The 26,241-nt window shown below is 37.4% G+C and carries 24 protein-coding genes, 1 pseudogene and 1 riboswitch; of the genes and pseudogenes, 21 read left to right on the top strand and 4 right to left on the bottom strand.

What is annotated here, in order from left to right; genetic code table 11:
* The first annotated feature begins 140 nt into the window (after positions 1-140).
* The 4 genes from JNUCC23_RS18945 to JNUCC23_RS18930 all read left to right on the top strand — a co-directional run bounded on the left by JNUCC23_RS18945 (position 141) and on the right by JNUCC23_RS18930 (position 3,881).
* Entirely contained in the window at positions 141-947 is an 807-nt protein-coding gene (locus JNUCC23_RS18945; protein ID WP_403071898.1) for an alpha/beta hydrolase family protein, read from the top strand.
* A 23-nt stretch (positions 948-970) separates the two neighbouring features.
* Positions 971-1,213, top strand: a complete 243-nt coding sequence (locus JNUCC23_RS18940) for a DUF2584 domain-containing protein (RefSeq protein ID WP_403067873.1) — start codon at positions 971-973, stop codon at positions 1,211-1,213.
* Between the two features lie 191 nt (positions 1,214-1,404).
* Positions 1,405-1,510, top strand: a riboswitch (SAM riboswitch).
* A 235-nt stretch (positions 1,511-1,745) separates the two neighbouring features.
* Complete coding sequence (locus JNUCC23_RS18935) at positions 1,746-2,954, top strand: homoserine dehydrogenase (protein ID WP_454213006.1); 1,209 nt, start codon at positions 1,746-1,748, stop codon at positions 2,952-2,954.
* A 171-nt stretch (positions 2,955-3,125) separates the two neighbouring features.
* Positions 3,126-3,881, top strand: a complete 756-nt coding sequence (locus tag JNUCC23_RS18930; RefSeq protein ID WP_454213004.1) for a class I SAM-dependent methyltransferase — start codon at positions 3,126-3,128, stop codon at positions 3,879-3,881.
* A 145-nt stretch (positions 3,882-4,026) separates the two neighbouring features.
* Here the strand turns inward: JNUCC23_RS18930 and JNUCC23_RS18925 are convergent, their stop codons facing one another.
* On the bottom strand, positions 4,027-4,368 hold the full coding sequence (locus JNUCC23_RS18925; RefSeq protein ID WP_454213002.1) for a DUF3889 domain-containing protein: 342 nt from the start codon (positions 4,366-4,368) through the stop codon (positions 4,027-4,029).
* 214 nt (positions 4,369-4,582) lie between these two features.
* Here JNUCC23_RS18925 and JNUCC23_RS18920 point away from each other — a divergent pair, with 214 nt between their 5' ends.
* The 4 genes from JNUCC23_RS18920 (at position 4,583) to JNUCC23_RS18905 (ending at position 8,323) form a co-directional block, all read left to right on the top strand.
* A complete protein-coding gene (locus JNUCC23_RS18920) occupies positions 4,583-5,035 on the top strand; it encodes a hypothetical protein (RefSeq protein ID WP_454213001.1) in 453 nt (150 codons plus the stop codon).
* Between the two features lie 360 nt (positions 5,036-5,395).
* Positions 5,396-5,866: a YjdJ family protein gene (locus JNUCC23_RS18915; RefSeq protein WP_454212999.1), complete on the top strand. Its 471-nt coding sequence runs from the start codon at positions 5,396-5,398 to the stop codon at positions 5,864-5,866.
* Positions 5,867-6,027: 161 nt separating this feature from the next.
* On the top strand, positions 6,028-6,579 hold the full coding sequence (locus tag JNUCC23_RS18910; RefSeq protein WP_454212997.1) for a GNAT family N-acetyltransferase: 552 nt from the start codon (positions 6,028-6,030) through the stop codon (positions 6,577-6,579).
* A gap of 241 nt (positions 6,580-6,820) precedes the next feature.
* On the top strand, positions 6,821-8,323 hold the full coding sequence (locus JNUCC23_RS18905) for a malate:quinone oxidoreductase (RefSeq protein WP_403067891.1): 1,503 nt from the start codon (positions 6,821-6,823) through the stop codon (positions 8,321-8,323).
* Positions 8,324-8,646: 323 nt separating this feature from the next.
* Here the strand turns inward: JNUCC23_RS18905 and JNUCC23_RS18900 are convergent, their stop codons facing one another.
* The gene (locus tag JNUCC23_RS18900) at positions 8,647-8,952 is read right to left on the bottom strand and encodes a hypothetical protein (protein ID WP_454212995.1); all 306 of its coding nucleotides are present in this window, start codon (positions 8,950-8,952) and stop codon (positions 8,647-8,649) included.
* Positions 8,953-9,118: 166 nt separating this feature from the next.
* Between JNUCC23_RS18900 and JNUCC23_RS18895 the strand changes: the two genes are divergently transcribed.
* The 12 genes from JNUCC23_RS18895 to JNUCC23_RS18840 all read left to right on the top strand — a co-directional run bounded on the left by JNUCC23_RS18895 (position 9,119) and on the right by JNUCC23_RS18840 (position 21,361).
* Positions 9,119-10,201, top strand: a complete 1,083-nt coding sequence (locus JNUCC23_RS18895) for a CotH kinase family protein (protein ID WP_454212993.1) — start codon at positions 9,119-9,121, stop codon at positions 10,199-10,201.
* Positions 10,202-10,214: 13 nt separating this feature from the next.
* Entirely contained in the window at positions 10,215-10,586 is a 372-nt protein-coding gene (locus JNUCC23_RS18890) for an SET domain-containing protein (RefSeq protein ID WP_454212991.1), read from the top strand.
* 840 nt (positions 10,587-11,426) lie between these two features.
* Complete coding sequence (locus tag JNUCC23_RS18885; RefSeq protein WP_454212989.1) at positions 11,427-12,077, top strand: cupin domain-containing protein; 651 nt, start codon at positions 11,427-11,429, stop codon at positions 12,075-12,077.
* A 395-nt stretch (positions 12,078-12,472) separates the two neighbouring features.
* Positions 12,473-13,462 (top strand): LacI family DNA-binding transcriptional regulator, encoded by a 990-nt coding sequence (locus JNUCC23_RS18880; RefSeq protein ID WP_062175733.1) that lies wholly within the window; start codon positions 12,473-12,475, stop codon positions 13,460-13,462.
* Positions 13,455-14,333, top strand: coding sequence for a ribokinase (rbsK, locus tag JNUCC23_RS18875; RefSeq protein WP_454212985.1), 879 nt, complete (start codon positions 13,455-13,457; stop codon positions 14,331-14,333). Before JNUCC23_RS18880 ends, rbsK begins: the two co-directional genes overlap by 8 nt.
* A 1-nt stretch (position 14,334) precedes the next feature.
* Positions 14,335-14,730 (top strand): D-ribose pyranase, encoded by a 396-nt coding sequence (gene rbsD, locus JNUCC23_RS18870; RefSeq protein ID WP_403067914.1) that lies wholly within the window; start codon positions 14,335-14,337, stop codon positions 14,728-14,730.
* A 15-nt stretch (positions 14,731-14,745) separates the two neighbouring features.
* On the top strand, positions 14,746-16,245 hold the full coding sequence (locus JNUCC23_RS18865; RefSeq protein WP_403067917.1) for a sugar ABC transporter ATP-binding protein: 1,500 nt from the start codon (positions 14,746-14,748) through the stop codon (positions 16,243-16,245).
* Entirely contained in the window at positions 16,229-17,200 is a 972-nt protein-coding gene (locus JNUCC23_RS18860) for an ABC transporter permease subunit (RefSeq protein WP_403067920.1), read from the top strand. Before JNUCC23_RS18865 ends, JNUCC23_RS18860 begins: the two co-directional genes overlap by 17 nt.
* Before the next feature lie 12 nt (positions 17,201-17,212).
* A complete protein-coding gene (gene rbsB / locus JNUCC23_RS18855; protein ID WP_062175742.1) occupies positions 17,213-18,130 on the top strand; it encodes a ribose ABC transporter substrate-binding protein RbsB in 918 nt (305 codons plus the stop codon).
* A gap of 464 nt (positions 18,131-18,594) precedes the next feature.
* Positions 18,595-19,800, top strand: coding sequence for an MFS transporter (locus tag JNUCC23_RS18850; protein ID WP_454212982.1), 1,206 nt, complete (start codon positions 18,595-18,597; stop codon positions 19,798-19,800).
* 196 nt (positions 19,801-19,996) lie between these two features.
* Positions 19,997-20,557: a TetR/AcrR family transcriptional regulator gene (locus JNUCC23_RS18845; RefSeq protein ID WP_403067929.1), complete on the top strand. Its 561-nt coding sequence runs from the start codon at positions 19,997-19,999 to the stop codon at positions 20,555-20,557.
* Positions 20,558-20,920: 363 nt separating this feature from the next.
* Positions 20,921-21,361, top strand: coding sequence for a CoxG family protein (locus JNUCC23_RS18840; RefSeq protein WP_403067932.1), 441 nt, complete (start codon positions 20,921-20,923; stop codon positions 21,359-21,361).
* Between the two features lie 559 nt (positions 21,362-21,920).
* On the opposite strand, the gene JNUCC23_RS18835 is transcribed toward JNUCC23_RS18840, so the two are convergent.
* Positions 21,921-23,144: a helix-turn-helix transcriptional regulator gene (locus JNUCC23_RS18835; protein ID WP_454212980.1), complete on the bottom strand. Its 1,224-nt coding sequence runs from the start codon at positions 23,142-23,144 to the stop codon at positions 21,921-21,923.
* A gap of 231 nt (positions 23,145-23,375) precedes the next feature.
* Here JNUCC23_RS18835 and JNUCC23_RS18830 point away from each other — a divergent pair, with 231 nt between their 5' ends.
* A complete protein-coding gene (locus tag JNUCC23_RS18830) occupies positions 23,376-24,800 on the top strand; it encodes an MFS transporter (protein ID WP_403067938.1) in 1,425 nt (474 codons plus the stop codon).
* Between the two features lie 254 nt (positions 24,801-25,054).
* Here the strand turns inward: JNUCC23_RS18830 and JNUCC23_RS18825 are convergent.
* Positions 25,055-25,807: pseudogene (locus JNUCC23_RS18825) on the bottom strand (ABC transporter ATP-binding protein).
* Positions 25,808-26,241: the final 434 nt, after the last annotated feature.

Below are 26,241 nucleotides of genomic sequence, written 5' to 3'. Positions count from 1 at the left end.
CTTTTCCTGTTTCTGTAAAAAGGAGATGGGTTGCCTTACTACCTCTTAAAAAAGTCTATATACTACCCGTTAATGCAGGATAAAATGGGGGAGTTGATTTACAATAAAGGAAAACGAGTTTTATGAAAGGGGGATGTATGATGGAGGATGGCATAATAATAACGAAGCAGCGGTTTCCATCACCGCATCCGAATATTCGTCTGTTTATCGTAACGTATCTTTCACAAGGCTTGAAGGTGAAGGGGCTTCTTGCTGAGCCAGATGATGATCAAATGTATGATGGTTTCTTATATTTACGAGGAGGCATTAAAAATGTCGGCAAAGTACGCCCGAGTCGTATTGTGCAATTTGCAGCAGAAGGCTTCATTGTGTTTGCACCGTATTATCGGGGGAATCAAGGCGGAGAAGGGGATGAAGATTTTGCAGGCGAAGACCGTGCTGATGGGATCAGTGGCTTTATATTACTCGAACAGCACAAACGTGTGAAACCCGAGAATATTCATATTTTCGGGTTTTCACGAGGAGGAATTATGGCCCTTTGGACGGCAATTTATTGTAAATCAGCTGCCTCCGTTGTCACATGGGGCGGAGTGTCTGATATGTTTCTAACTTATGTGGAACGTGTAGACCTACGTCGCATGATGAAACGTGTTATTGGTGGTACGCCGAGTAAAGTTCCAAACGAATATAAATACCGCACACCACTGTTTGCAGTAGATGAACTAGTTGCACCAGTTCTGATTATTCACGGTGAAAAAGACAATAACGTGTCGATTGAACACGCCTACAGGCTGGAGAAAACATTGAAGGAAAAAGACAAGCCTGTTTGGAGTTGGTATTTTGACGAATTTACCCACTATTTCCCGCCGAATATCAACCGAAAAGTCGTTTGTGATCTAACACAGTGGATGAAAAACCAAACGAGAAAGCAATGTGCTAAAAAGTAAGTAAAGGAAGGGAGGTTTATGCTTTGGGAATGCCAATGGAGTTAAACACGATGATCGTGACAAAAGGCCGTGAAAGCAGAGAGGAAGAAAATCTTTTCCGTTTAACGAAAGACGGCTATCGCCTATACCCAATCGATATTCCAATTGAAGTTCGCAAAACGATCGAAAGTGAAACGAATGGGATAGCTATCATTCAAAAAGTTTCTTGGACAAACAACCAAACTGAAATCACCTATCAGTTGGTGTCATTGAATTCAACCAATTAAACAAGTAGGCTTTAGAGTAACGGATTCCGTTTAGAATACAATTAATGTCATGAACAGTACATATAGAGGGTGAAATTGCGTTGATTTCACCCTTTTCATATTCATTGTTTTTTCTGAAGTTTCATTTTACGCTATTGACGATAAATATTTAAAGTATTATATTATTATAAATAGTTTAATAATTTTAACTTTTCTTATCAAGAGAGGCGGAGGGACTGACCCTGCGAAGCCTCGGCAACCAGCATATCATGCCCGGTGCCAAATTCAGAGGAATGGTAACCATTCCGTAGATAAGAAGGTGGATAAATCTTGAATATAAACATTCAAACTCCCCTTCTGTCCATATGCAGTGGGGAGTTTTTTCTGTGGAAAAGGGGCGGGGCTTCGCAAAATCAGCGCAGCTACCCACCTTCATAAGGTGATGTAGTTTTTAGAACCTGAACCTTTTTTATCGTAGGGTTTTAGAGCAGACGCTCATTAATGTTTTATGTTCAATTAAAGTCATCGATAAATAGGACAAGGGGAGATATACATGACAGCTTTACATATTGCATTATTAGGTTACGGTACAGTGGGGAAGGGTGTTTATAAAACGATTCAAACACATCAGGAAAAGCTTAAGCGTATTTTTAGGAAAGAGGTAAAAGTGGTTGCCATACTTGTTAAAAATATAGAAAAACATCATACACTAGATTCTGATGTTCTGTTAACCGATGATTTTAACAAGATTATTACACTTGAGCAGCTAGATGTTGTCATTGATGCGATCGTTGGTCAAGAGCCTAGCTTTACGTACTTGCAGCAAGCGATGAACAGAGGATGTCATGTTATAACAGCAAACAAAGAAATGTTTGCTTATCATGGAACTCAATTAAAACAGATAGCCAAGGAAAAAGGGGTTACTTTAGGATTTGAGGCAACAGTCGCAGGAGGAATTCCGATTATCCAAACTCTACGACAATTGTTAAACGTAAATAATATCCAAAAAGTGCAAGGGATTCTTAATGGGACTTCGAATTTTATTTTGACAAAGATGCGAGAAGACGGCTGTCCATTTGAAACAGCGTTAAAACTAGCACAAGAAAAAGGTTATGCAGAAGCTGATCCAACAAATGATATTGAAGGATATGATGCCTTTTACAAAGCAGTGATTTTAAGTGAGCTAGCTTTTGGAGAGAACCCGAATTGGGAGGAATCGATTCGACAAGGGATTCAATCAATCACACCTGAGCAAATTGAGCTTTTTTCAGCATTTGGGTATCGATTTAAACATGTAGCTTCTATGGAAAAGACAGAAAAAGGGATCGTATGCTCAGTCAAACCTGTACTGGTCAATGAAACACATCCATTTTATCAAATCGAAGGCGTGCAAAATGCAGTCTCCATTGATGGAGATATTGTAGGCAACATTAGCCTCCAAGGGCCTGGAGCGGGAATGCTTCCAACCGCAAGTGCCATTATCGAAGATTTAGTGTATATAAATAAACATAGTTTTTCGCCTATTTTCTTAGATGAACAAAATGGATTAAGTGTGAAGGTATCCAAGATTTATTGGGCAATGGCAGGAGATGCGGCTGTAGAAAATATTCCTTCTCATATTCAAATCATTGACAGACCTAATCCAAATGTTCTCATTGTCGAAGCATCTTGGGAGGAAATTTGTGATATTCAATGGCCAAATACTTATTTTTATCAAGTTCTTGGGAAAGTATTAACTGAAAATACGCTTGTTAGTTCTTGAGTCAATCTTGTTAAAAAAGCAACATCCGTAGAATTGAATTAGCTGGAACGCTATAGGTAGTGAAAGTCGTACAAACAAGAAGTGATAACCCAAATCCTTACCTATCTGTATGAAGAAGACTATAGAAGTAAAGGAAATGATTTTAAAGCAAAAGAACAGGGAGGCTTTAAAATGAAACTAAATGTGGGTACAGAAGAAGCAATTAAAAGGTGGGATCGTTTCGAGGATACATATTCAGCAAATCATGCCGAACAAGGAGACCTTCATAAAGAAGTTTTTTTAAATCCAACTTTATTAACACTTATGGAAACGGTAAATAATAAAAAGATTTTAGATGCTGGGTGTGGTGAAGGGTATTTGAGTCGAATTTTAGCCAAGTCCGAAGCTATTGTAACTGCTGTGGATTATTCACTAAGAATGATAGAAATTGCTAAAGAGAAAACTCCAAATGGATTGTTAATTGATTATAAGCAGGGGAATTGTGAGGACTTGAATTTTTTAGAAGATAAAAGTTTCGATTTAATAGTATCCAATATGGTTATTCAAGACCTGGCAAATTACGAAAAAGCATTTCAAGAAATGTATCGGTTATTAGTAGAGGGAGGCTGTTTTATTTTTTCGATTTTACACCCATGTTTTGTTACTCCAGAAAGTGGTTGGGAGAGAACAAAAGACGGTAAAAAGTTGCATTGGAACGTAGATAAATATTTTTATGAAGGTGCGTATGAACAAAGGTTAGGTGATAAAGAACAAATGTTATTCTTCCATAGAACATTAACAAGTTATATAAACACTTTAATCAAAACGGGTTTTATTTTAGAAAGCATAGTAGAACCGAAGCCATCAAAAGTGATGCTAAAAAAATATCCTTCATTTGAAGAAGATTTTAGATGTGCTGATTTTATTGTTTTTAAACTAAAAAAGTAAAGTTAAATATTTGGGATTAGAAACCATCGTTCAACTAACGGGTGTCCTAGCGTGATAAGGGGAGGCGGCAACAACTTCCCAATTGTGCTAGCAGGGGAAATTGAAGCATTTACATTTCAAAACCAAGGTTTAAGTAATCGGATTATTAATTAGATGTCTCCTTAAAAGTAACGTTAATGACTCTGCCTGTCTCATTGTCATATTGAATATTTATTAATACACCGAATTCTCTTCCGTTATCTTTTAACCATAATTTGAACTTCTCAGTTGAGGACTGGGGTTCACTTATTCTTCCGATATGGAGATAATCAAGAATTCGGGCATTCGGATACTTTTCTTGAGTTTTCTTTGTTGCAAAAACACCCCACTTAGCATATGAGGGAATCGGTTTAGGTTCGGCATATGCTGTATTTAATCCTTTTAGTGGATATACACAGTTAGTGCAAAGAAACAATGTTCCCAATAAACTAAGCAGCAGCTTTCTCATGTAATTACCTCCTGTGTTTTTGTTATTATCATTACATTTCAAACATAAAATTATGTAGCGATACAGTGATTGATAACGTACATAAAAGTTATAGTTCTTGTTCAAGTAATGGGGGCAGATTATTTCAATAAGAATCTATATATATATTGGGAATATTTGTTATGATGGAATAGGGGATTGTCGTTAGGAAGATTGCTGTTCAAGGGGAGTAGATATGAAATCTAAAAAGACATTAGTGATTATTACTTTCGGTATAACATGTATAGCTATCATAATAAATCTATTAAAGAAGGACTTATGGGATGTAAACGAAGAGTTGTTAAAAGAAGAAGTATTATCAATAGGACATTCCGTTGAAACAATAAATTTATTAGATGTAACACCGTTTGACTGGGATGTAGTATATTCCTTTGAACCATATACCCCGAAAGATACTATATATGAAACGGTAGGTTATAAATGGGATACTATTAGCGAAACTGTCAATGAAGGTATGAATCAAATTGTATTTTTAAAAGATGGAAAAGTGGTCTGCTATTTATATGGGTATCCTGAGAATAATGGATATGGTATATCATTTAAATATGGTAATAATATGCTTAATGTTAAGAATGATTTAAGTTTTCAAGTAGAAAGAAGCGACAGTTTCGTATATTTGAGAAAATAAGTAAGGGTATGATTTCTTTAACTAACGGGTGCAAGAGTTGAAAATCAGGGGTGCTGCGGCAATCCCTTTTTTATTGCACTAACGGGGCAGGTTACTTTAAGAAGGAATTCAAACAATTGGTATTGAAACATTGACATATAACCATATATTTTCGGGAGGATTTAATAAAATGGAGACCTAAGAGATGAGTTAAAATACCTTCTTGAGGATTATAAAATAACGCCTTACACTTTTGGTTTAATTAGTGGTCTTGATGAAAAAACAGTTTTAGAGCTTGCAATAGTACACTATCACTATTCGTATAATTTTGCTTGAAAGTATAATGACGGAAAAACAAGAAATAGATTCGAGGTGAAGAAAATGTCTTTTAGGATTATTCTCCAACTTGGTTTTGCTTTAATGCTTTTAATATTTTCAACTGGGGCTACTTTGTATGAAGGGAGTGGAATATTAGAAGACACTTGGGAATGGAAATATACAGCGATTTTTTCTCAGATGAAGAATGGGCCAGTGGAAAACGTAAATGATATTTTGCCAATTGACTATTTTGTATATGCAGCTAAATTTGTGCCTACATTTCCTTTGCTTATGCTACTTGGTGGTACATATCTTATCATCCTTTTGGCGTATATTTTTCTCAGACGTAAAGATAAAATATTTTCATATATCCTATCGTGTATTGGGGTTTTGTACTTGGGATTAAGTAGTTTTATATCAAAATCTCCAACAATTGGTTTGAAAATTTTTTTCAATAGTTTTCTCTTCATTGGCATTTTATTAATTGTTATTGCATTGCTTAGAATTTTTAATTATAAGACTAAAGAAATATAGGAACTCTTATTTTTTATGGAACAAAAGGAGTGCTTTAAAAACGTGGCTGTCTTTGTGATCGCCTTTTCTTATTATGTTAACGCAGTAGTTTATTAAAAAAAGCTTATTTACTAGAAAACGATAAAAAATGAACTGAAGAATTATATAGGGGGTGACTTATTATGACCAAAGATATTGAAACCTTTCCGGTACTTGAAACTAATAGATTAGTATTAAGAAAAGTTGAAAAAGGCGACGCCAACAGTATCTTGAAATATATGTCTGATAAAGAAGTAATGAAATATTATGGTTTAGAACCTTTTAAAACAATAAGCGATGCCTTAAGCGAGATATCATGGTATCAATCGATATTAAATGAAAAGACTGGAATAAGATGGGGAATTACTTTAAAAGGGGAAGATGAGGTGATTGGTAGTTGCGGCTTTCTTAACATGATCTCCCAACATTATCGAACTGAAATTGGCTATGAGTTAAGTAAAAGTTATTGGGAGAAAGGAATAGCAAGTGAGGCGTTGGAAGCTGTAATAAGGTACGGATTCGAACATTTGAAATTGCAAAGGATAGAAGCGTTAATTGAACCGCCTAATACACCGTCACAAAAGTTAGCAGAAAAGCAAGGCTTTATTAGAGAAGGGTTATTGAGAAATTATGAGTTTGCTTGCGGTAAATTTTATGATTTATATATGTATTCTTTGTTAAAGCAAGACTTTTAAATACTGTTAGAATGTGACTGGGTTAAGGCTGTAGTTTATATATGTTTCCTAGACCTTGTAAACGGACTTCTCACTTTTTACGATCTTTTAAATAATTTTAAATTATCATATAATAAAAATAATTATGATACACTATATATGATAATAATTGAGGCAGAAAAGATGTGTGGCTAGTTCGCGTCTTAGCTTGGTGTGGCGCTTACATCTTCTAGGCTAATTTTAGGGGAAAAGGTTGATAAAAATGAGCAGTAGTGAAACTAAAACAGACGTCATTTTAATTGGCGCCGGAATCATGAGTGCGACTTTAGGGACATTCTTGAAAGAATTAGTACCGGAATGGGAAATTAAAGTGTTTGAGAAGCTAGAAAATGCAGGAGAGGAAAGCTCTAACGAATGGAATAATGCGGGAACGGGGCATGCGGCATTGTGCGAGCTTAACTACACGGTTGAAAAACCGGACGGATCTGTAGATATTAGTAAAGCCATAAAAATTAATGAACAATTTCAGGTTTCCATGCAGTTTTGGTCTTATCTTGTAAACAGCAAGCTGATAAAAAATCCGCAGGACTTTATCATGCCATTGCCCCATATGAGTATGGTACAAGGAGATAAAAATGTAACTTTCTTAAAGAATCGTTTTGAAGCGCTGTCAAACAATCCTCTTTTCCAAGGGATGGAGTTTTCTGATGATCCAGCAAAACTGATGGAATGGATTCCGCTAATTATGCAAGACCGTCCATCGAATGAAGCGATAGCGGCAACAAAAATCAACTCTGGAACGGATGTCAACTTTGGTGCTTTAACGCACATGTTGTTTGACCACTTAAAGACTAAAAACGTCGATATCAAATTTAAACATAGTGTTGATAATATGAAACGTACGAGTGATGGCCTATGGGAAGTAAAAGTACGTAATGTTGATAGTGGTAGCGTCGAACGCCATACTGCAAAATTCGTCTTTATCGGAGGCGGGGGAGGAAGTCTGCATTTACTGCAAAAGTCTGGTATTCCTGAAGGGAAACATATTGGCGGATTCCCAGTAAGCGGAATTTTCATGGCGTGTAATAATCCAGAAGTTGTTGCCAAACACCATGCAAAAGTATACGGAAAAGCTAAAGTTGGCGCTCCACCAATGTCTGTTCCGCATCTTGATACACGTTTTATCGACAATAAAAAATCGTTGCTATTTGGACCATTTGCCGGCTTCTCACCAAAGTTTTTAAAAACAGGTTCAATGTTCGATTTAGTAACTTCCATAAAACCGAATAATCTCTTAACTATGTTGGCAGCAGGCGCAAAAGAGATGGCATTGACAAAATACTTGATCCAGCAAGTGATGTTATCGAAAGAACAGCGCATGGAAGAGTTACGAGAGTTTATCCCGACCGCAAGATCTGAGGATTGGGATTTAGTAGTAGCGGGCCAACGTGTACAAGTGATCAAAGATACTGTTGAAGGCGGCAAAGGAACGCTTCAATTCGGTACCGAAGTTATTACTGCAGCCGATGGCTCGATTGCAGCATTACTAGGAGCTTCTCCAGGTGCTTCTACTGCTGTTCACGTTATGCTTGAGGTAATGAATAAATGCTTCCCGCAACATATGCATGAGTGGGAACAAAAAATCAAAGAAATGATTCCTTCTTATGGTGTGTCACTAATGGAGAATCCAGAGCTTTTGCATGAAATTCATACATCAACAGCAGAAGCGCTTGGCCTACGCGAAAAAGAGCTAGTCTATAGTTAACTTTGGATGTAGAAATAAAGATGTTACATGAACAAGTATAAGCAACATTTTCATCGATGAAGAGATTGAAAAGGCAATGATTGAAAAACAGAGATAAAATAATAGAATATCATTGGAAATAAAACACAGAACCTTTGAAATCTATGGATTTAAGGTTCTTTTTTTTAGATTCGCAGTTAGAGGCTACAGTGACCCGTACCAAGAGTAAGGGCGAGTTTTCTATGATATTCGTAATACTAAGGCTATAAAAGTATAGATTTTAAGCAAATAAAAAAACAGCTGCCGTGAATTTCTCGACAGCTGGGGTAAGGTTATCTTTACCCTTATTTCCCTTTCCCCTTCCCTTTTCCTTTGCCAGTGCCACCTTTGCCAGTGCCACCTTTGCCAGTGCCACCTTTGCCAGTGCCACCTTTGCCAGTGCCACCTTTGCCAGTGCCACCTTTGCCAGTGCCACCTTTGCCAGTGCCACCTTTGCCAGTGCCACCAGTGCCAGTACCACCTTTGCCAGTGCCACCAGTACCAGTACTACCAGTGCCGGTCCCTTTTGCTACTGGATTTCGAGTTAAGAATTCATCCAGTCCTGTTTTTTCTGCTTGTTCAATTAATTCTAAAATTTCGGCTCTTCCCATTTATAAAACCACCTTTCGCTAAAACTCCTTAAAATATAAGGTAGTGTATATTATGAAATCTTATTTTATTTGTCCTATGTCTTTGTTCTATTTTATGTATTTTATTTTATTATCAAATGTACTCCCTTCCTCATAAGATGGAATGTAAAAAAGAAGGTATGATGTTATGCAACATAATATTCCTACAATCAGTATTTTTATTGAATCTAGGCACCTTGAAGAACTGGAAGATAACGTTTGGGATGAGGAGTCTCATCCTGCCAGACTAGTAGTAGACAACACTCCATACGATATTGGTATTACTTATCGAGGAGATCACATACGTAATTTCCCAAAGAAATCGTATAGAATCGACTTTGGAACATATAATGAAGAATTTAAAGGGCGCGAAGTTCATCTGAATGCTGAATATCGCGATCCCTCATTAATTCGAAACAAGTTATCCTTTGATTTTTTTCGAAATATTGGGAGTGTTTCTCCTGATTGTAAGCATGTTGTCATCGAACTTAATGGAAAGCCTATGGGCATTTATTTACAGCTTGAATCGGTAGATGAATGGTTTTTGCAAAAAAGACAGCTTTCGTATGGTCCAATCTTTTACGCAACGAATTATCATGCTAATTTTTCCTTATTAACTCCGAAACGTAAACCAAAATCATCTTTGCTATCCGGGTATGACCGGAAATTAGGGAAAGCTGAGGATGACCTTGATTTAGAAATGCTCATATATAAAATTAATACAATTTCAAGGAACGATTTTGGTGAAGAAATTGCAAAAAACATGGATGTAAAAAAATATTTGTTGTGGCTATGTGGTGTGGTTTGTACACAAAACTTTGATGGTTTCATTCACAATTATGCACTATATCGAAATGGTGAAAATGGATTGTTCGAGATGATTCCCTGGGATTATGATGCAACATGGGGCAGGGATTGGGATGGGGAAATGATGGAATACGATTATGTTCCTATAGAAGGCTATAATACACTCACTGCACGTCTTCTTGATGTAAAGGTATTCCGTGATCAATACCGTCTTATCTTTGAAGAAATTTTGGAAACTGCGTTTACAATTGAGGCGTTAGAACCAATCATTACAAATCTGCACAGGCAAATACGCCCTTATATAACTTTAGATCCATATAAAAAGAAGTCGATCGATATGTTTGATAATGAGCCAGAACTTATCCTACGATATATTTCAAATCGGAATAGATATCTTCGCGAGCATCTGAAGGATTTGGCATAAAGGAGGAAATACTGTGGGACCAATCGTTATGAGAAATACGGGGAAGTATGGTCGAGGGATATTTGCAAACCGTAATATTAAGAATGACGAATTAATTGAGGAAGCGCCAGTGATTGTTATTCCTAAAAAAGAATGGAAGGTAATGAGGGATAGTATTCTCCTGAACTATGTTTTCTGGTGGGAAGAGGATAAAGCTCTCGCTTTAGGATATGGTTCATTATACAATCACTCTTACACTCCTAATGCTGGGTATATAACTAACATTAAAAACCAATCGATAGACTTCTATGCAAGGAAAGATATTCATAAGGGAGAAGAAATAATGATCAATTATAATGGAGACCCAAAGGATCAATCTCCATTATGGTTTAAAGTTAGAGAGTGAAATTCGTTGCCTTGCATGTGGGGGAGTTCTCAGGTCCTTTTTTTTGAAATGATGAAAACTAACATCAGGTTTTGGTGAATGAGATTATTATTGTCTTCGGAATTAAAAAACGATTGATTACAAGAAATTGTCCATGTATGATAACCCTTTTAAATCCCTTTTGATTTCTTATTAGGAAATGATTATGGAAGGGGAGCTTTTATTACAAATTTGATTCTTGTATCTAATCAAATCCTATATTAGTTGGCTTTTTTTGCAGTTTTATCCATTACGGTGAACCGTATCGAAAGTGGTAGTAGACTCTAAAAGGAAAAAATTGAAGTTCATAATATAACTATAGAATGTATGTATTTAATCCGAAATTCCCCTTAAAACGATTGCTTTACTACTTAAGAGTAAAGCATTTTTTTATTCAACTACCATGAAAATAAACTTCTATAACTTCGAAAAAAGACAATACCTAAGAAGACCCTTCTCATTCGTTAAAAAATGGAGTGAGCCAGAATTTATTGAGCTATGGATTGACTGGATAAGAACCAATATGGACAGTTCACAATATTTTCAATCTCTGTAGTGCAGCAGTGATATTTCCGCTGCATGGATGGTTAACCGGGTGCTTTAATGAAAAAGCACGACTGTCTTGTCTTTATGATATCCGTTCTTATTGTGCAAGCGAGACAAGTTAATGCAAGAATCCCTAACATTCACTCTGATTTACTGCATAGTATAGTCGAACTGCATACTAATAAGTTTTTAATAACTACGTACACCAAACTAATTGTGCGTACATAAAATGCCTAGAAGGTTTGTTTATATCTAATGTAAAGGTGGAAAAAATTTATGGTTTCATATATGGATTACACATCTCCATCAACTCAATACACTTTTGACGTAAATAAAAGTCCCTTGTTCAAAAAAGATAACAACAACTATATTAACGTATTAGGTGTGCAACAGTTGAATACATTGGAAAATGTGTCTCTGCTAGACATTTTCCTAAGTACTAATAATGTCGTAGAACCGCACTATCACCAAAATGCAGCTGAGTTAGTCTATTGTATTTCTGGTGCTGCTACTGTATCGATACTGAACCCATTCACAAAACAACTTCTCAATTACACTATTACACCAGGACAAGTGGCAAACGTTCCACAAGGTTGGTGGCATTATGAAGTAGCTACACTTGATGACACTCATCTTTTGGCAATTTTTGATGCACCAACCCCAGAAGTAATCTTAGGGTCTGACCTCTTAAAATTTACTCCTGCAAACGTCATGTCGCATACTTATTGCATCGATGAAAATCAATGGAAAAAAGCAGTTGCACCAGTTAAACCAACAACATATATAGGTCCATACACGAATTGCAACAAAGTAAAGGAACATACACCACATCACTATGTAGATCAACAATATCAACAGCCGCAATATAATATTCCGCAATACCAACAAACTCCTTACGTACCTCAGTATCAGCAATATTGGGGCTAGCAGATAAAAAAACACAACTATTGGCATGGAAAATCCATGTCCTTTTTACTGCACAGTTTGTGTCTGAAGCGTACTGCAAATTACTCTTCAACATTTTCAACAAATATTTTGGCAGCTTCCCACTCTGCACTGCATCCTTCACAAACTGTCATTGATATATGAATCTTAATATTTAGGAATAGAGAGTTTGGAAGCTCTCTATTGAAAGCGGTTTTTAACGAAATCAGAGGACTATCAGATTGCGTGATTTGACCCTTTGATCTCGATCTCATCTATAATATTTTTGGAAGTAAAATTCAATAAATTATCTTTCTAAAAAGAGAGCCGATAGTTGTATTTTCAAAATAACTATGATAAATTAAATGTGTAATCGGTTACATATGAGGTGAAGCTAAATGGCAACAATAAAGGATGTCGCTAAACAAGCAGGAGTCTCGGTAGCGACTGTTTCAAGAGTGCTAAATAATAATGGGTATGTTCATGAAAATACTAGAAAACTGGTAATCGAAGCCATTGGGCAGCTGAGCTATAAACCAAATGAAGTCGCTCGATCACTTTTTAAAAAGAAATCTAGATTGATTGGTTTATTGCTCCCGGATATTCGAAATCCATTCTTTCCTGAGCTTGCACGAGGGATCGAGGATGAGATACAAGAGCAAGGCTATCAATTAATCATCGGCAATATAGACGAGAAATATCCGAAAGAAATAGATTATATACAAACATTTAAACAAAATAATGTAACAGGTATCATTACGGCAACGAATCTTACAGGTCGTAGCCATTATGATAATCTTTCATCACCGGTGGTTTTCCTTGACAGGACTTTTAATGACCATCCATCTGTCTTTGCAGATGGAATCGAAGGTGGACGAATAGCTGCCTCGGAGTTAGTGAAACGAGGGAGCAAACGGATTACTATTCTTAAAGGACCTGCACAATTACAAACTGCACAAGATCGATTCAACGGAGCAATAGCAGAGCTTCGTGCAGAAAACGTAGATTTTTCTGTGATAGAGACTAGTTCATTTTCTTTTTCAGACGCAGAGATGTGGGCGAAGGAATTATTTGGGAAGTACCCTGATACAGACGGTATACTTGCGAGTAACGATGTGGTTGCGGCTGCGGTTATGCATGAAGCATTACGATTGGGAAAAGCAATCCCAGAGGACTTGCAACTGATCGGATTTGATGACATCCCACTAAGCAGACTGCTATTTCCACCGCTATCCACGATTAGGCAGCCTGCGTATGATATGGGAAAGGAAGCGGCAAAACTGCTTATAAGATTGATCAATAAGGAAACACATTTTGAAAAAAACATCCAAATGCCTGTAATGTTTATCGAAAGGCAGACGACAAGGAAGGTTGAGAAAAATGGTTAAAATAACAGTAATCGGCAGTTCATCGATGGACTTGGTCGTAACAGCGCAGAAACGACCTGATAAAGGAGAAACGATTCTTGGGGAGTCTTTCAAAACAGTGCCAGGAGGAAAAGGGGCCAACCAAGCAGTAGCGGCTAGCCGCCTTGGAGCAGAAGTGACAATGATTGGCCGGGTTGGCGATGATGATTTTGGGAAAGAGATTATTAAGAATTTCTCAAAAAACAATGTGCTAACGCAATGTGTGGAACGGGTTACAGATATGGAAAGCGGAACCGCACACATAACGCTTGCTGAGGGAGACAACAGTATTATCGTTGTCAAAGGTGCAAACGACATGGTAACGGCGGAGTATATCGAACAGAAGCTAGAGGTTATTCGAGAATCTGATATCGTTCTCATTCAACAAGAGATTCCAGAAGAAACAGTCGAGTATGTGAGCGAAACATGTCACAGCCTGGGGATTCCACTTCTATTAAATCCTGCTCCTGCGAGACCATTAAGCCAAAAGGTCATAGAAAGAGCCACTTATATTACGCCGAATGAACTTGAAGCAGCCGTACTATTTGGGAGTGATGATATTCATGCAGCCTTAAAGCAATATCCAAATAAGGTTTTCATCACAGAAGGAAAAAATGGTGTGCGGTATCATGATGGGGAAAAGGAAGTTCTCATTCCATCTTATCAAGTGGAAGTTGTGGATACGACTGGTGCGGGAGATACGTTTAATGCTGCCTTTGCTGTTGCATTAGCGGAAGGCAAAGGGTTTAGTGATAGTGTTCGGTTTGCGAACAGAGCAGCCTCTCTTTCGGTTACGAAGTTTGGCGCTCAAGGTGGCATGCCAACAAGAGCTGCTGTCGAAGGGAGTCTGTAATTTGAAAAAGTCAGGAATTTTAAACAGCCACATTTCAAAGATTTTAAGTGACCTCGGTCATACGGATATGATTGTAATAGCAGACGCCGGCTTGCCGGTTCCAGATGGGGTAGTGAAGGTCGACCTAGCGTTAAAACAGGGGACCCCATCTTTTAAGGAAGTTGTTGATGTGATAAGAGAGGACATGGTCATTGAAAAAGTGATCATGGCCTCTGAAATGGTGGACGGAAATCCAGAAACCTTTGATTATTTGAATAAAACCTTTCATGAAACGAATGTGGAACGGGTTACACATGTGGAATTTAAGGTATTAACAAAACAGGCTAAAGTAATCATTCGCACAGGAGAAGTGACGCCATTTGCGAATTGTATTTTACAATCCGGTGTATTTTTCTAAAAAGAGGTGTGGTAAATGAAAATTTCAATGGAAAACATCTATAAAGCATTTGGAACGAATCAAGTTCTTACTGGTGTTGACTTTGAACTTGTTGCTGGAGAAGTTCATGCTCTCATGGGGGAAAATGGCGCTGGAAAATCAACGTTAATGAATGTGTTGACAGGACTTCATTCACTCGATAAAGGTAGCATAATAATTGATGGAAAAGAAACGTATTTTGCTAGCCCGAAAGAAGCCGAGCGAGCTGGAATAACCTTCATTCATCAAGAGTTGAACATTTGGCCCGAAATGACTGTCCTTGATAATTTATTTATTGGCAAGGAATTAAAATCAGCTTTCGGATTACTGAAAACGAAAGAAATGAAAACGTTAGCAAAAGAACAATTTGATAAACTGGCCGTTTCGATTCCATTAGATAAAGAAGCAGGGGCATGTTCCGTTGGCGAGCAGCAAATGATTGAAATCGCAAAAGCGTTAATGACAGATGCCAAAATCATTATTATGGATGAACCGACAGCTGCTTTAACAGAAAGAGAAATCGAAAAACTGTTCCAAGTGATTGCAGCATTAAAGAAAGATGGCGTATCAATCGTTTATATTTCCCACAGGATGGAAGAAATTTTCGCTATTTGCGATCGAATTACCGTCATGCGAGACGGTAAAACAGTCGATACGAAAGCGATTCCTGAGACAAGCTTTGATGAGGTTGTAAAGAAAATGGTTGGTAGGGAGCTGACTGATCGTTTTCCCAAACGAGATTCAAAGATTGGCGAAACAGTGTTAGAGGTGAAAGGAATCTCTAAGGCAGGGGTGTTTCAGGATGTTAGCTTTTCCGTTCGATCGGGAGAAATCGTTGGCTTCTCAGGGTTAATGGGAGCAGGTCGTACAGAAATTATGCGCGCGATCTTTGGTCTCGACAAGCTGGATATCGGTGAGATCTGGTTGAATGGTGAAAGAGCGGTCATTAAGAAACCTGAACAGGCCGTACGATTAGGGATTGGCTTTATTACAGAAGATCGGAAAGACGAGGGATTAATCCTTGATTTTTCGATAAAAGAAAACATGGTATTGCCAACTCTGTACAGCTTTGCGCCCAAAGGCATTATTAATGAAAAAAGTGAATTGGATTTTGTTAATATGTTGATCAAGCGGTTAACAGTTAAGACACAGTCTGCAGAAACGAGAGTGGGCAACTTGTCTGGAGGTAATCAGCAAAAAGTCGTCATTGCTAAATGGGTAGGAATTGGTCCGAAAGTGTTAATTTTAGATGAACCGACGAGAGGGGTCGACGTTGGTGCGAAGCGGGAAATTTATCAATTGATGAATGAACTGACAAGCAGAGGCGTTGCGATTATTATGGTTTCCTCTGAATTGCCAGAAGTGCTTGGAATGAGCGATCGAATCCTCGTTGTTCATGAAGGTAAAATAAGTGGTGAATTAGCTAGAGCAGAAGCTACTCAAGAAAAAATTATGACATTAGCAACAGGAGGACTGGAACATGAAATCAGTGAATGAAGGGACTCAGCCCCTAAAAACGAATTATCTTAGTACAATGACGCAAAAATTAGGTCCACTACTTGGATTGCTATTGTTGTTTGTCATTGTTTCGATACTAAATCCAAACTTTCTTGAACCTTTAAACTTATTAAACCTTCTTCGTCAAGTGTCGATCAATGCCTTAATTGCGTTTGGTATGACCTTCGTTATTTTAACAGGTGGCATTGATTTATCAGTCGGCGCGATCCTTGCTCTTTCAAGTGCCTTAACGGCTGGTATGATTGTTTCTGGTATGGATCCAATGATTGCAATCATCATTGGCTGTCTACTTGGTGGAATGATGGGGATGGTCAATGGGTTATTAATCACAAAAGGTAAAATGGCGCCATTTATTGCTACGCTTGCAACGATGACTATCTTTAGGGGATTGACGCTTGTCTACACAGGTGGAAACCCAATTACAGGGCTTGGAGAGAATGTCTTATTTCAATTATTCGGTAAAGGCTATTTCATAGGCATCCCTGTACCTGCAATTACGATGATGGTCACCTTTGCCGTGCTGTATATAATTTTGCATAAAACGCCATTTGGCCGAAAAACATATGCGATTGGAGGCAATGAAAAAGCTTCTTTAATTTCAGGCATTAAGGTGCCACGAGTAAAAGTCATGATTTACGGACTTTCCGGATTATTAGCAGCACTGGCCGGTGCGATTTTGACATCACGCTTGAATTCTGCCCAGCCAACTGCGGGTACTTCCTATGAACTGGATGCAATTGCAGCAGTCGTTCTTGGTGGGACGAGCTTAACGGGTGGTAAAGGAAGAATATTTGGCACATTGATTGGTGCTTTGATTATTGGGACATTAAATAATGGCTTGAATATGCTTGGGGTTTCATCCTTCTATCAAATGGTTGTTAAAGGGGTCGTCATTATAATCGCAGTATTACTGGATCGTAAGAAAACAGCATAAGGAGTGGTTATTTTGAAAAAATTATTGGTCGTATTTCTATCACTAACACTCTTGCTCTTAAGTGCGTGTTCAATGGAACCGCCTAACTGGGCAAAGCCTGCAAAAAAAGAAAAAACAACTGATATTAAAATAGGACTTTCGATATCGACTTTAAACAATCCGTTTTTCGTATCTTTAAAGGATGGTGTCGTGAAAGAAGCGAAAGCTCTAGGTATGGACGTGAAAGTGGTGGATGCACAAAATGATACTGCCAAGCAAAGCAATGATGTTGAGGATTTAATTCAGCAAGGTGTTGATGTACTGTTGATTAACCCGACTGATTCAGCTGCCATATCATCAGCTGTTCAATCTGCAAATGCAATTGGCATTCCTGTTATCACGCTCGATCGCTCTTCAGATAAAGGCGATGTCGTAACCTTGGTTGCTTCAGATAATAGTAAGGGTGGCGAAATGGCAGCTGAATATATGGTTGAAAAGCTTGGAAAAGATGCTGTAGTAGCGGAACTTGAAGGAGTACCTGGTGCTTCGGCAACTCGAGAAAGAGGGAAGGGATTCCATATGATTGCGGATACGAATCTTCAGGTAATCGCTAAACAATCAGCAGATTTCGACCGGACAAAAGGGTTAACAGTTATGGAAAACATCATTCAAGCAAATCCAACGATAAAAGCTGTATTTGCACATAATGATGAAATGGCATTAGGTGCCATTGAAGCAATCAATAGTTCAGGTAGAGATATTATGGTGATTGGCTTTGATGGAAATGAAGATGCCCTAAATGCAATTAAAGCAGGAAAGCTTGAGGCAACAGTGGCTCAACAACCAGAATTAATTGGCAAACTTGCAGTTGATGCTGGACGTGATGTGTTAAGTGGAAAAAAAGTTGAGAAAATTATACCTGCTCCGCTTAAGCTTGTAATAAAAGAATAATATGGTTAAAAGGGTTCTAATGAGTAACGATAGATAGTAAACGCTTTATTCGATTGTAGTTCGCAAAACAATCGAAAGTGTAGAGCGGCTCAACTACTATACTGAAAATGTCCTTGACTCCAACTATAAAACCCAGCTAATCTTCTCATGTGAAGTAGCTGGGTTTTATAGTTGTATGTTCAAAATATCTCCTAAAGTGACAGTTTATGAGACAAACGAAGACTTTTTAAGCATAACAGTGTCAGAATTAGATGTTTATGATGAAATAAGAGGAAAATTTTGTGATCTTTTTGTATAGCATCTTGATTTTAAAAACGCTTGGTTTTGATTTCGGTTTTTCAAACTACCTGTAAATATTTTTAAAAACACCTATGAATCTTCTGGATTTAATTTACAAACTGACTCAGGTCAGATATAATGAATTCCATATCTTCTAGATATAATTTATAGTGTGGGGGATTCATATGCCTGTTATTACAAAACAAACTTCAAAGGTAAAACTATGGAGCCGTTCTTTTATTTTTGTTATGTTGGCCAATGCTTTATTATTTGGGGCGTTCGAGATGTTGCTTCCGACCTTGCCTTTATTTGTTTCCCGTATTGGTGGAGACGCTACACAAATTGGATTAGTGACAGGAATATTTGTGTTTTCAGCGATTCTCATTCGGCCTTTTGCAGGTGTGCTCGCTACCAAAATGGATAAAAAATATTTATTAATTATCGGCATCGCAATATGTGCTCTATCTTCTGGAGTATACTACCTTTCGTCAGGTATTGGGATGATGATTTTTGTCCGGGTGATTCATGGCTTTGGTTTTGGCTTAGCTACTACCTATTTTACGACCATCGCAGCTGAAAATATTCCTGAGGATCGTCGAGGAGAAGGTATGGGGTATTTCGGTGTGGGAGAGACGATGGCCATGTCGATTGGACCGTTAATGGGGGTTAGTATCCTAGGTAACAATCATTTCGGAAGTTTATTTATGAGTTGTACGGCATTCATTTTACTGGCCCTATTAACAACGATTTTCATTTCTCGAAAACCTAACATGGCAAATGAATTAAGAACGGTAGAAGTTCCAACCACTACAGTCAAGTTGATCGAAAAACGTGTGCTATTTCCATCGATTCTCATTTTTATGACAGGAATAAGCTCTGGTGGAATCATGTCATTCACTACTTTATACGCAATCGATAAAGGATTTGAAAATGTCGCATGGTTTTTCTTCATTGTAGCGATTGCAGGTCTTCTTGTAAGATTGGTTTCTGGTAAAATGTTTGACAACCTAGGACCTGCTTCTGTATTAATCCCTGCTGGAGTGATTAGCATTGCTGGTTTTATTGTCCTTATCGCGGCCCAGAATGAGATTGTGTTTCTCTTGGCTGGTTTTCTATATGGCATGGGATTCGGAGCCATTTTTCCTGCTCTTCAAACTGTATGCTTGAACCTAGTGGAAGAACATGACCATGAAAATGCGATCGGATCCTTTTTTAATTTTTATGATTTAGGAATCGGCGGAGGCTCTATTTTACTTGGTATAGTGGCAAAAACCTTTTCCTATGAGGCTGTATTCTATGTAGCGCTCATTACCTATGTCTTATATTTACTCCTATATCTTGTTCATGCTACTTTCGTTTTACAAATGAAAAAGAAGAGAGAATTAGCCTAGAACTATGACTCTCTCCCATTTTCTCCCGGTTTAACAGGCTGTAAAACCCCCACCTCAATTTTTGTGAGAGAATCAAGAAATAAATAGGTGGGGGATAAACAGCCTGTAAATCCCCGATTGGTTCAACTAACCATCAGTGGGGGATGCCCCCCACTGATGGAAGTTTCACTTTATTTTGACTTATGGAGGTAAAAAGATGAGCAAAGAACAGATAAAAAAGATAGCGATTAAACATTTTAACCAATATGGATATGAGGGAACGAAGATGGCCCAAATTGCGGAAGAAACCGGAATTCGGAAGCAATCTCTTTCCTATCACTATTCAACCAAAAAGGAACTCTTTTTGGAAGTTTATCAAGATGTTGTACAAGAAGAACGATTGTTTGTTCAGAGCTATTTTAAAGATCATGCAGAAGAACCTCTCGAACATCAGTTGTATAACTTTTTAACGGAACATAAAAATCGTTTTTTAACGAATCCCAATGCTTCATTTATGCTTGTTTTGTCATCTTTTACGCCATTGGAGGTTTATGACTATGTCATCTCCCAATTCCGTTTATATTTGGCCATTCTTAAAGAAGAGGTTGCAGCTTGCTTTTCCAAGCATACCTGTCGTCTAAGTCCCGAAGAATGTGCGATGGCGTATGCCACGCTATTAGACGGTCTCGATGTCCAGTTATTATATGAAAACAGCCAGGCGTATGAAAAAGTACAACAGATTACTTGGAATATTTTTTGGGCTGGTGTTCAAGGGTAAAGGGAAACTTCTATGAGTGGGGGCATCCCCCATCTAGCTTCTTTTGTTTCCTGGAATCTTAAGGTGGGGGGCTTACTGCCTGTTGAGAGTGGGATAAAAAGTTGGACACGATCCATTCATTGATAGAAATGGTTGTGGCTTTAAAATAAAGTTCGATACTTTGTAAAAAGTTTGATTAAAAGTCCTGTATTGATATGCAGGATTTTTCCTTGTTCAGCAATCGGGCCAGATTGTTGAATAGTGATTGCCGTAAAATATTTGAAAGTATTAATATTATAAGATGTAAGTTTATGCTTTTTATGTAATAATTATTTTGTAGAGATGTAAATTTACAATTCATACATAGTGGAAGTGGGGATCATAATGGCAACGGGAACACATACAGTAGAAATTCCAATAGATGTACAAGCAGTTTGGGAATATGTCAGTGATCTTGAAAAATGGGCAACAACAGTACCAGCCTATAAAGAACATGAAATCATAAATGACAATCAATCTATTTGGACATTTGAAGGTAATGTGAAAGGTATTAAAAAAACAATAAAAGCGCAGGTAGATATTACCGAATGGAATGAACCTTCAAATATTAAGTTTGCACTAAAAGGTTTATCAGATAATTTTACAGGGAGCGGTCACTTTACTGCAGAAGATGTTAATGGTAAAACAACAATGACTTGTACCGTGGAAGTCCATGCAGGCGGATTATCGGGTGCGGTGTTAACACCAATCATTAAATGGGCTGTTCCAAAAGTAGCATCTCGTTTAACAGAATCTATCGCACGTAAAATTGCAGTATTCTCATAGTTTTTAAGGATTGAAAGTCGCTTCATTTTGGAGATACCTCCTCTGAAGCAAAGATGATAACCAATGTAATGATAAAGAGTTTTACTAGAAATTTTATAATTAGCGGAAAGGGGGCTGTCCAAAAATGGACGGCCTCTTTTTTCGTTGTGTCACCCATATACTAATGCTAATTCAAATAATTGATGATGGTGATTTTACAATTAGCAGAGTCTTTATTGGTTTTACTTGCTCCCTTTAATCATTCAGCGAAGAAATAAAATGAAATCATATAAAGGTTTTCGACTTCTACGTTAAATATTGGACTTATTATTAAAATCCTGTTACTAAAATACGTTTGGTACACATTTTACTTAAATTAATGGGAGATTTAGTGAAAGTAGATTTAAGTTGTTTTAAAAGTTCTCATCATGTTTTAGTTATTCCATTAAAGGGCGCGATTGTTGAGCACACAGGTAGAAAATGATCAAACTTTTATATAAGCCAATAATGGTATGACTTGGCGAAAGTCTCTAACCAAAAATGCATTTCCCACTTTTAAAAGAGTAGACATATGAGTCTTTCATACGTCTACTCTTTTGCCGCTCTTAAACTCCGTTGCTGTCATTCCTTTTACTTCCTTAAATACTTTACAGAAATAATTATAGCTGCTAAATCCTACCATATAGCTAATATCCGTGATTGATGATTGTCCCTGTTCAATGAGAAAGACTGCTTCATCGATTCTTTTCTTTTGAATATAATCAATGACCGTCATATTCATCTCATCTTTAAATTTCTTTGCTATATAGGTCCGATTAAACCCAAGTTCATCTGCTACTGATTGTAGATTGATCGGTTCACTAAAATGAAGATTGAGATACATGAGCACCTGTTTGACCACCGAACTATGTCCTTTCATTGCAAAGCTTCTCACAGCATTACAATATTCTTCTGTCATAGCCACTTCCAACAGATCTATTTCAGATATGGTGATGGTTTCCTCAATCTTTATGGCAAACAGTTCTGAAATTCCATGCAAATATTGTGGAGCTACGCCACCCTTATTGGCTGCCAACCGAAGTATGCTACTGTAGCTGAAAGCAATGTTTTTTCTTGCTCTTAAAGGATTTCCAGGCACCCTGTATAAGAAATCTCCCGAAAATTCTACGAATGTTTCCAGTGCCTTTTCTGTATTCCCTACCTCAATAAAGTGTAAAAGTTTTTTCTCAATCTCATATCTTAGTTTAATATCAAAATCATCTTCATCAAATTCTTGTGGTTGAAGCTCTTTAGGATTGTCTCCTTCATTGCTTACCATTGTGATTATTTGAGATTTTATAGGAGGATGTCCATAGATATTCACTAAAACATCTCCTAAAGCTAAGTATGATTCTCCTATATAAGCAATGGATTTATAATAGCATTCCAAAGATTTGAACGAACTACTTTCCAAATGGTTTTCCTTGATTACACGCCAAATGAAAGAATCTGTTACCCGTTCTTTTAAAAAAGGACCTACTATGACCATCCCCTTATCCGTTTCATGGGTGATAAGAGCTATGGCGAAATAGGAAAGGGAAAAGGAATCTGTTTGAAAACAAAAACTATGTTTCTTTGCCTTCATCAGTGCTTTTTGAAAATGAGCATACATCCCCTTCCTTGTTTCTGTCATGATGAGGGGTTCTGTGTCATCTGAGATGTGTAGAATGGTTCTGAATTGTTCATCCATGACTTCAACATCCATTTTAAAAGCACTTTTGATCATCCAACACTTTTCCGTTAATTCATTTAGTAAGTTCTCCATCGTTTCCCCTTTATCTAAACTCTCATTTCATTATCACACCATCTTAACGTTCAAATTATTTTTTGTATATATCGATAAGTATGACGATTGCGATTTTTTATTTTGTAAGCGGGAACATTATAGCTTCGATTTTGCATAATAACCAACAATAGTAGATGTGAAAACGCTTTTATCATATTATGATGTACCCATATTAAATATTTTAATCTCATTTTTTTAGGAGGAAATCCTATGGCAAATCGTTCAATTGCTAGTGAAATTCAATATAATAACGCCAAACCATGGCAGCTTGTCGCTTTTGCTTTTAACAATTCAGCAACAAATGCTCAATACTTTATGTACCTTATGTTTTTTATCTATTATTGTACAGATAGCTTAGGGCTGTCAGCTATTATCGTCGGTGGAATGATGACATTTTCTCGTATTTTTGATGCATTTATCGATCCAATGATTGGATTAATGATCGATAAAACGAATACTCGTTTTGGTAAATTCAGACCTTATATGTTTGTGGGCATGATCATTATGAACATTTCTACGGTTGGGCTCTATTGGGGGCTTCAATTAGATAGTAACATCGCCATGTATACATGGATTGCAGTTTGTTACGTCATTTGGAACGTTGGCTATACTTGTTCTACGATTTGTACAAAGAGTGCTCAAAATGTTTTAACGAATAATCCAAAGCAACGCCCACTAGTAAGCGGAATTGACCAGGTTATCATGACTGGACTCGATATTCTTATTTTCTCCTTTGGTATGATCATTTTAAATTATTTTGGTGGGGTAGAGGATCCTTCTTCATTTAGAAACTTTGCTTTTATGATTGCAGGGTTTACCACTTTATTCACGATCATTGCAATGGCTGGTATCTGGAAAAAGGATAATGAAAATTACTACGAAGTAAAGGATATGACTAAAAAGGAAAATCAGATTAAAATAAAAGATTTCATTTCTATTATTAAAGGTAATAAAGCGCTTCAAATGCTGATTGTTGCGGGGTCTTCAACGAAAATTGCGACTTCCATTCAAAGTTCAGCAACGGCTTACTTCTTTATGATTGTGATGGGTGGTGCGGAATTTCAGGCAATCGTCAACGGACCTGCAACCTTTGTTAGTTTAGCAGGTGCCTTTATCGGTGTTGGCTTAGCTGTCTATTTAGGATTAAAAAAATCATTTGTGATTGGTCAAATTCTCAGCATTGTTGCTGCGGCCATCCTTTTAGTCATTCGACCATTTGATGCGGGCTCTGTTATTCTAGCGGTTGTTTTAATCTCTTTCTTCCGTTTAGCCGAGAGAATGGCTGATACGAATCAGATTCCAATGATTGCTGATGTAGCCGATTATGAGCTTTGGAAAAACGGACGTTTCATTCCTAGCATGATTGCCACTGCGTTCTCGTTTGTGGATAAAATGGTTAGTTCTCTAAGTGGTTTATTATTAGGAGCTGTACTTGGAGCTGCACATTATACAGCAGGGATGGAAGTCACTCCAACACTATACTGGTCTATATTAGGACTGTACTTTGGTGCACCGCTAATTGCTCATATCATTGCATTGATCGCGATGAAGAAGTACCCAATTAACAAGGAATTTTATGAAAAAATGACAAAAGAGAATCAGGAAAGAAAAGCAAAGATGGAAATGGGAGCATAGTAGCCATGTAATAACCGAGAGTGCTTTTACAAAAACATATATCTGGAGTGACTTTTATAAGGATAGAAGAGAAACGAATATCTTTTTAGAAGAGCAAAGTGGGATGTATGAACAATTAATGGGTGTTGATATCGATTTGTAATATCATTTTAGCAACATGTAAATGAATGAAAAAGCAGTAAATGATAAGCAAAACTCTATGGGGATGAAGCAAACTTTGTACAATCTGATCATCAATAGTTAGACAGAAAAATTCATTTGTACATATGAATGCTTCTAATAAAAAGGGACCGTTGCATCTTAAAGGCAACGGTTTTTGTATGTATCATGGATCTTAATGATCGGCCAATAGGAACGCAAAGGGGTGTTTGATCAACAGGATTTTCAATAAGACAGCGCTCTAGTCCGAAGACTTCTTTAATCATGTTGGTGGTAAATCCTTTTTGGGACGGCCTCTCTTGATAAATTTTCCCCTTAACAATGCTAATGAGATGATCAGCGTATTGCGCTGCTTGATTTAAATCATGTAAAACCATAACTATCGTTCGACCGAGAGTGATGTTTAAGTCACGCAGTAATTCTAATATTTCAATTTGGTGCGCTAGATTTAAATAGGTTGTTGGTTTATCTACTAATAAAAGATCTGTATCTTGAGCTAAGGCCATTGAAATCCACGCTATTTTCCTTTATCTCCCGGATCATTGATCCAATGTACGATTTGCAAAATCAGTCATTTTTGTTGCCGATAATGCACGTTCTACAATTGAATGATCTTCCGGAGTTTGTCTAGAAAATAAACCTTTATGTGGATGTCTACCGTAGTAACATAGATCTTTGACGGTTACATCTTCTGGGGCCTCGGACCTTGAGGTAAAATGGTTGATTTACCACAACCATTGGACCCAATAATAACGCTAATCTTACCTTTAGGAACTTCTAAACTGATAGTATCAAGGATTTGAGTTGATCCGTAAGAGAGAAAGTTGTTCTGCTGATAATGTTGTCATAATTGATCGCCTTTCTTATGCCTTTTTTCGTTCAGAACGTAATAAATATAAAAAATATGGTGCCCCAATGACTGCTGAAATAATTCCTGCTTGGCATATTGCCCCTAAAGCTATTGTATTAGGTTGCTTGAAACTATTGAAGTATCTCGCAATGGAGAACTAAAGGAATGTAAGGGAGTAGGGAAATTTTAAATAGAGGAAAATACTTTAGCATCAATTTATCCCGGCTTAACAGGCTGTAAAACCCCCACCTCAATTTTTGTGAGAGAATCAAGAAATAAATAGGTGGGGGATAAACAGCCTGTAAATCCCCGATTGGTGAGATACAGTGAAACTACCGCTGTGCTCTTCAGCGGTTTAGTTGAACCAATCGGGTTCGTACTGTCGCTTTATCGAAGATTTAGCGACAGTAGAACGGGACTAACCATCAGTGG

It is taken from the genome of Peribacillus sp. JNUCC 23, assembly GCF_053653995.1.
The sequence above is the reverse complement of the archived record's forward strand: the minus strand, read 5'-3'. Positions and strand labels throughout refer to the sequence as shown.

Bases quoted from the DNA above. Each gene is read 5' to 3' on its own strand.
- JNUCC23_RS18945 (WP_403071898.1), top strand. From the start codon at position 141: ATGGAGGATGGCATAATAATAACGAAGCAGCGGTTTCCATCACCGCAT.
- JNUCC23_RS18935 (WP_454213006.1), top strand. From the start codon at position 1,746: ATGACAGCTTTACATATTGCATTATTAGGTTACGGTACAGTGGGGAAG.
- JNUCC23_RS18930 (WP_454213004.1), top strand. From the start codon at position 3,126: ATGAAACTAAATGTGGGTACAGAAGAAGCAATTAAAAGGTGGGATCGT.
- JNUCC23_RS18925 (WP_454213002.1), bottom strand. From the start codon at position 4,368: ATGAGAAAGCTGCTGCTTAGTTTATTGGGAACATTGTTTCTTTGCACT.
- JNUCC23_RS18920 (WP_454213001.1), top strand. From the start codon at position 4,583: ATGAAATCTAAAAAGACATTAGTGATTATTACTTTCGGTATAACATGT.
- JNUCC23_RS18915 (WP_454212999.1), top strand. From the start codon at position 5,396: ATGTCTTTTAGGATTATTCTCCAACTTGGTTTTGCTTTAATGCTTTTA.
- JNUCC23_RS18910 (WP_454212997.1), top strand. From the start codon at position 6,028: ATGACCAAAGATATTGAAACCTTTCCGGTACTTGAAACTAATAGATTA.
- JNUCC23_RS18905 (WP_403067891.1), top strand. From the start codon at position 6,821: ATGAGCAGTAGTGAAACTAAAACAGACGTCATTTTAATTGGCGCCGGA.
- JNUCC23_RS18900 (WP_454212995.1), bottom strand. From the start codon at position 8,952: ATGGGAAGAGCCGAAATTTTAGAATTAATTGAACAAGCAGAAAAAACA.
- JNUCC23_RS18895 (WP_454212993.1), top strand. From the start codon at position 9,119: ATGCAACATAATATTCCTACAATCAGTATTTTTATTGAATCTAGGCAC.
- JNUCC23_RS18885 (WP_454212989.1), top strand. From the start codon at position 11,427: ATGGTTTCATATATGGATTACACATCTCCATCAACTCAATACACTTTT.
- JNUCC23_RS18880 (WP_062175733.1), top strand. From the start codon at position 12,473: ATGGCAACAATAAAGGATGTCGCTAAACAAGCAGGAGTCTCGGTAGCG.
- rbsK (WP_454212985.1), top strand. From the start codon at position 13,455: ATGGTTAAAATAACAGTAATCGGCAGTTCATCGATGGACTTGGTCGTA.
- JNUCC23_RS18865 (WP_403067917.1), top strand. From the start codon at position 14,746: ATGAAAATTTCAATGGAAAACATCTATAAAGCATTTGGAACGAATCAA.
- JNUCC23_RS18860 (WP_403067920.1), top strand. From the start codon at position 16,229: ATGAAATCAGTGAATGAAGGGACTCAGCCCCTAAAAACGAATTATCTT.
- JNUCC23_RS18850 (WP_454212982.1), top strand. From the start codon at position 18,595: ATGCCTGTTATTACAAAACAAACTTCAAAGGTAAAACTATGGAGCCGT.
- JNUCC23_RS18845 (WP_403067929.1), top strand. From the start codon at position 19,997: ATGAGCAAAGAACAGATAAAAAAGATAGCGATTAAACATTTTAACCAA.
- JNUCC23_RS18840 (WP_403067932.1), top strand. From the start codon at position 20,921: ATGGCAACGGGAACACATACAGTAGAAATTCCAATAGATGTACAAGCA.
- JNUCC23_RS18835 (WP_454212980.1), bottom strand. From the start codon at position 23,144: ATGGAGAACTTACTAAATGAATTAACGGAAAAGTGTTGGATGATCAAA.
- JNUCC23_RS18830 (WP_403067938.1), top strand. From the start codon at position 23,376: ATGGCAAATCGTTCAATTGCTAGTGAAATTCAATATAATAACGCCAAA.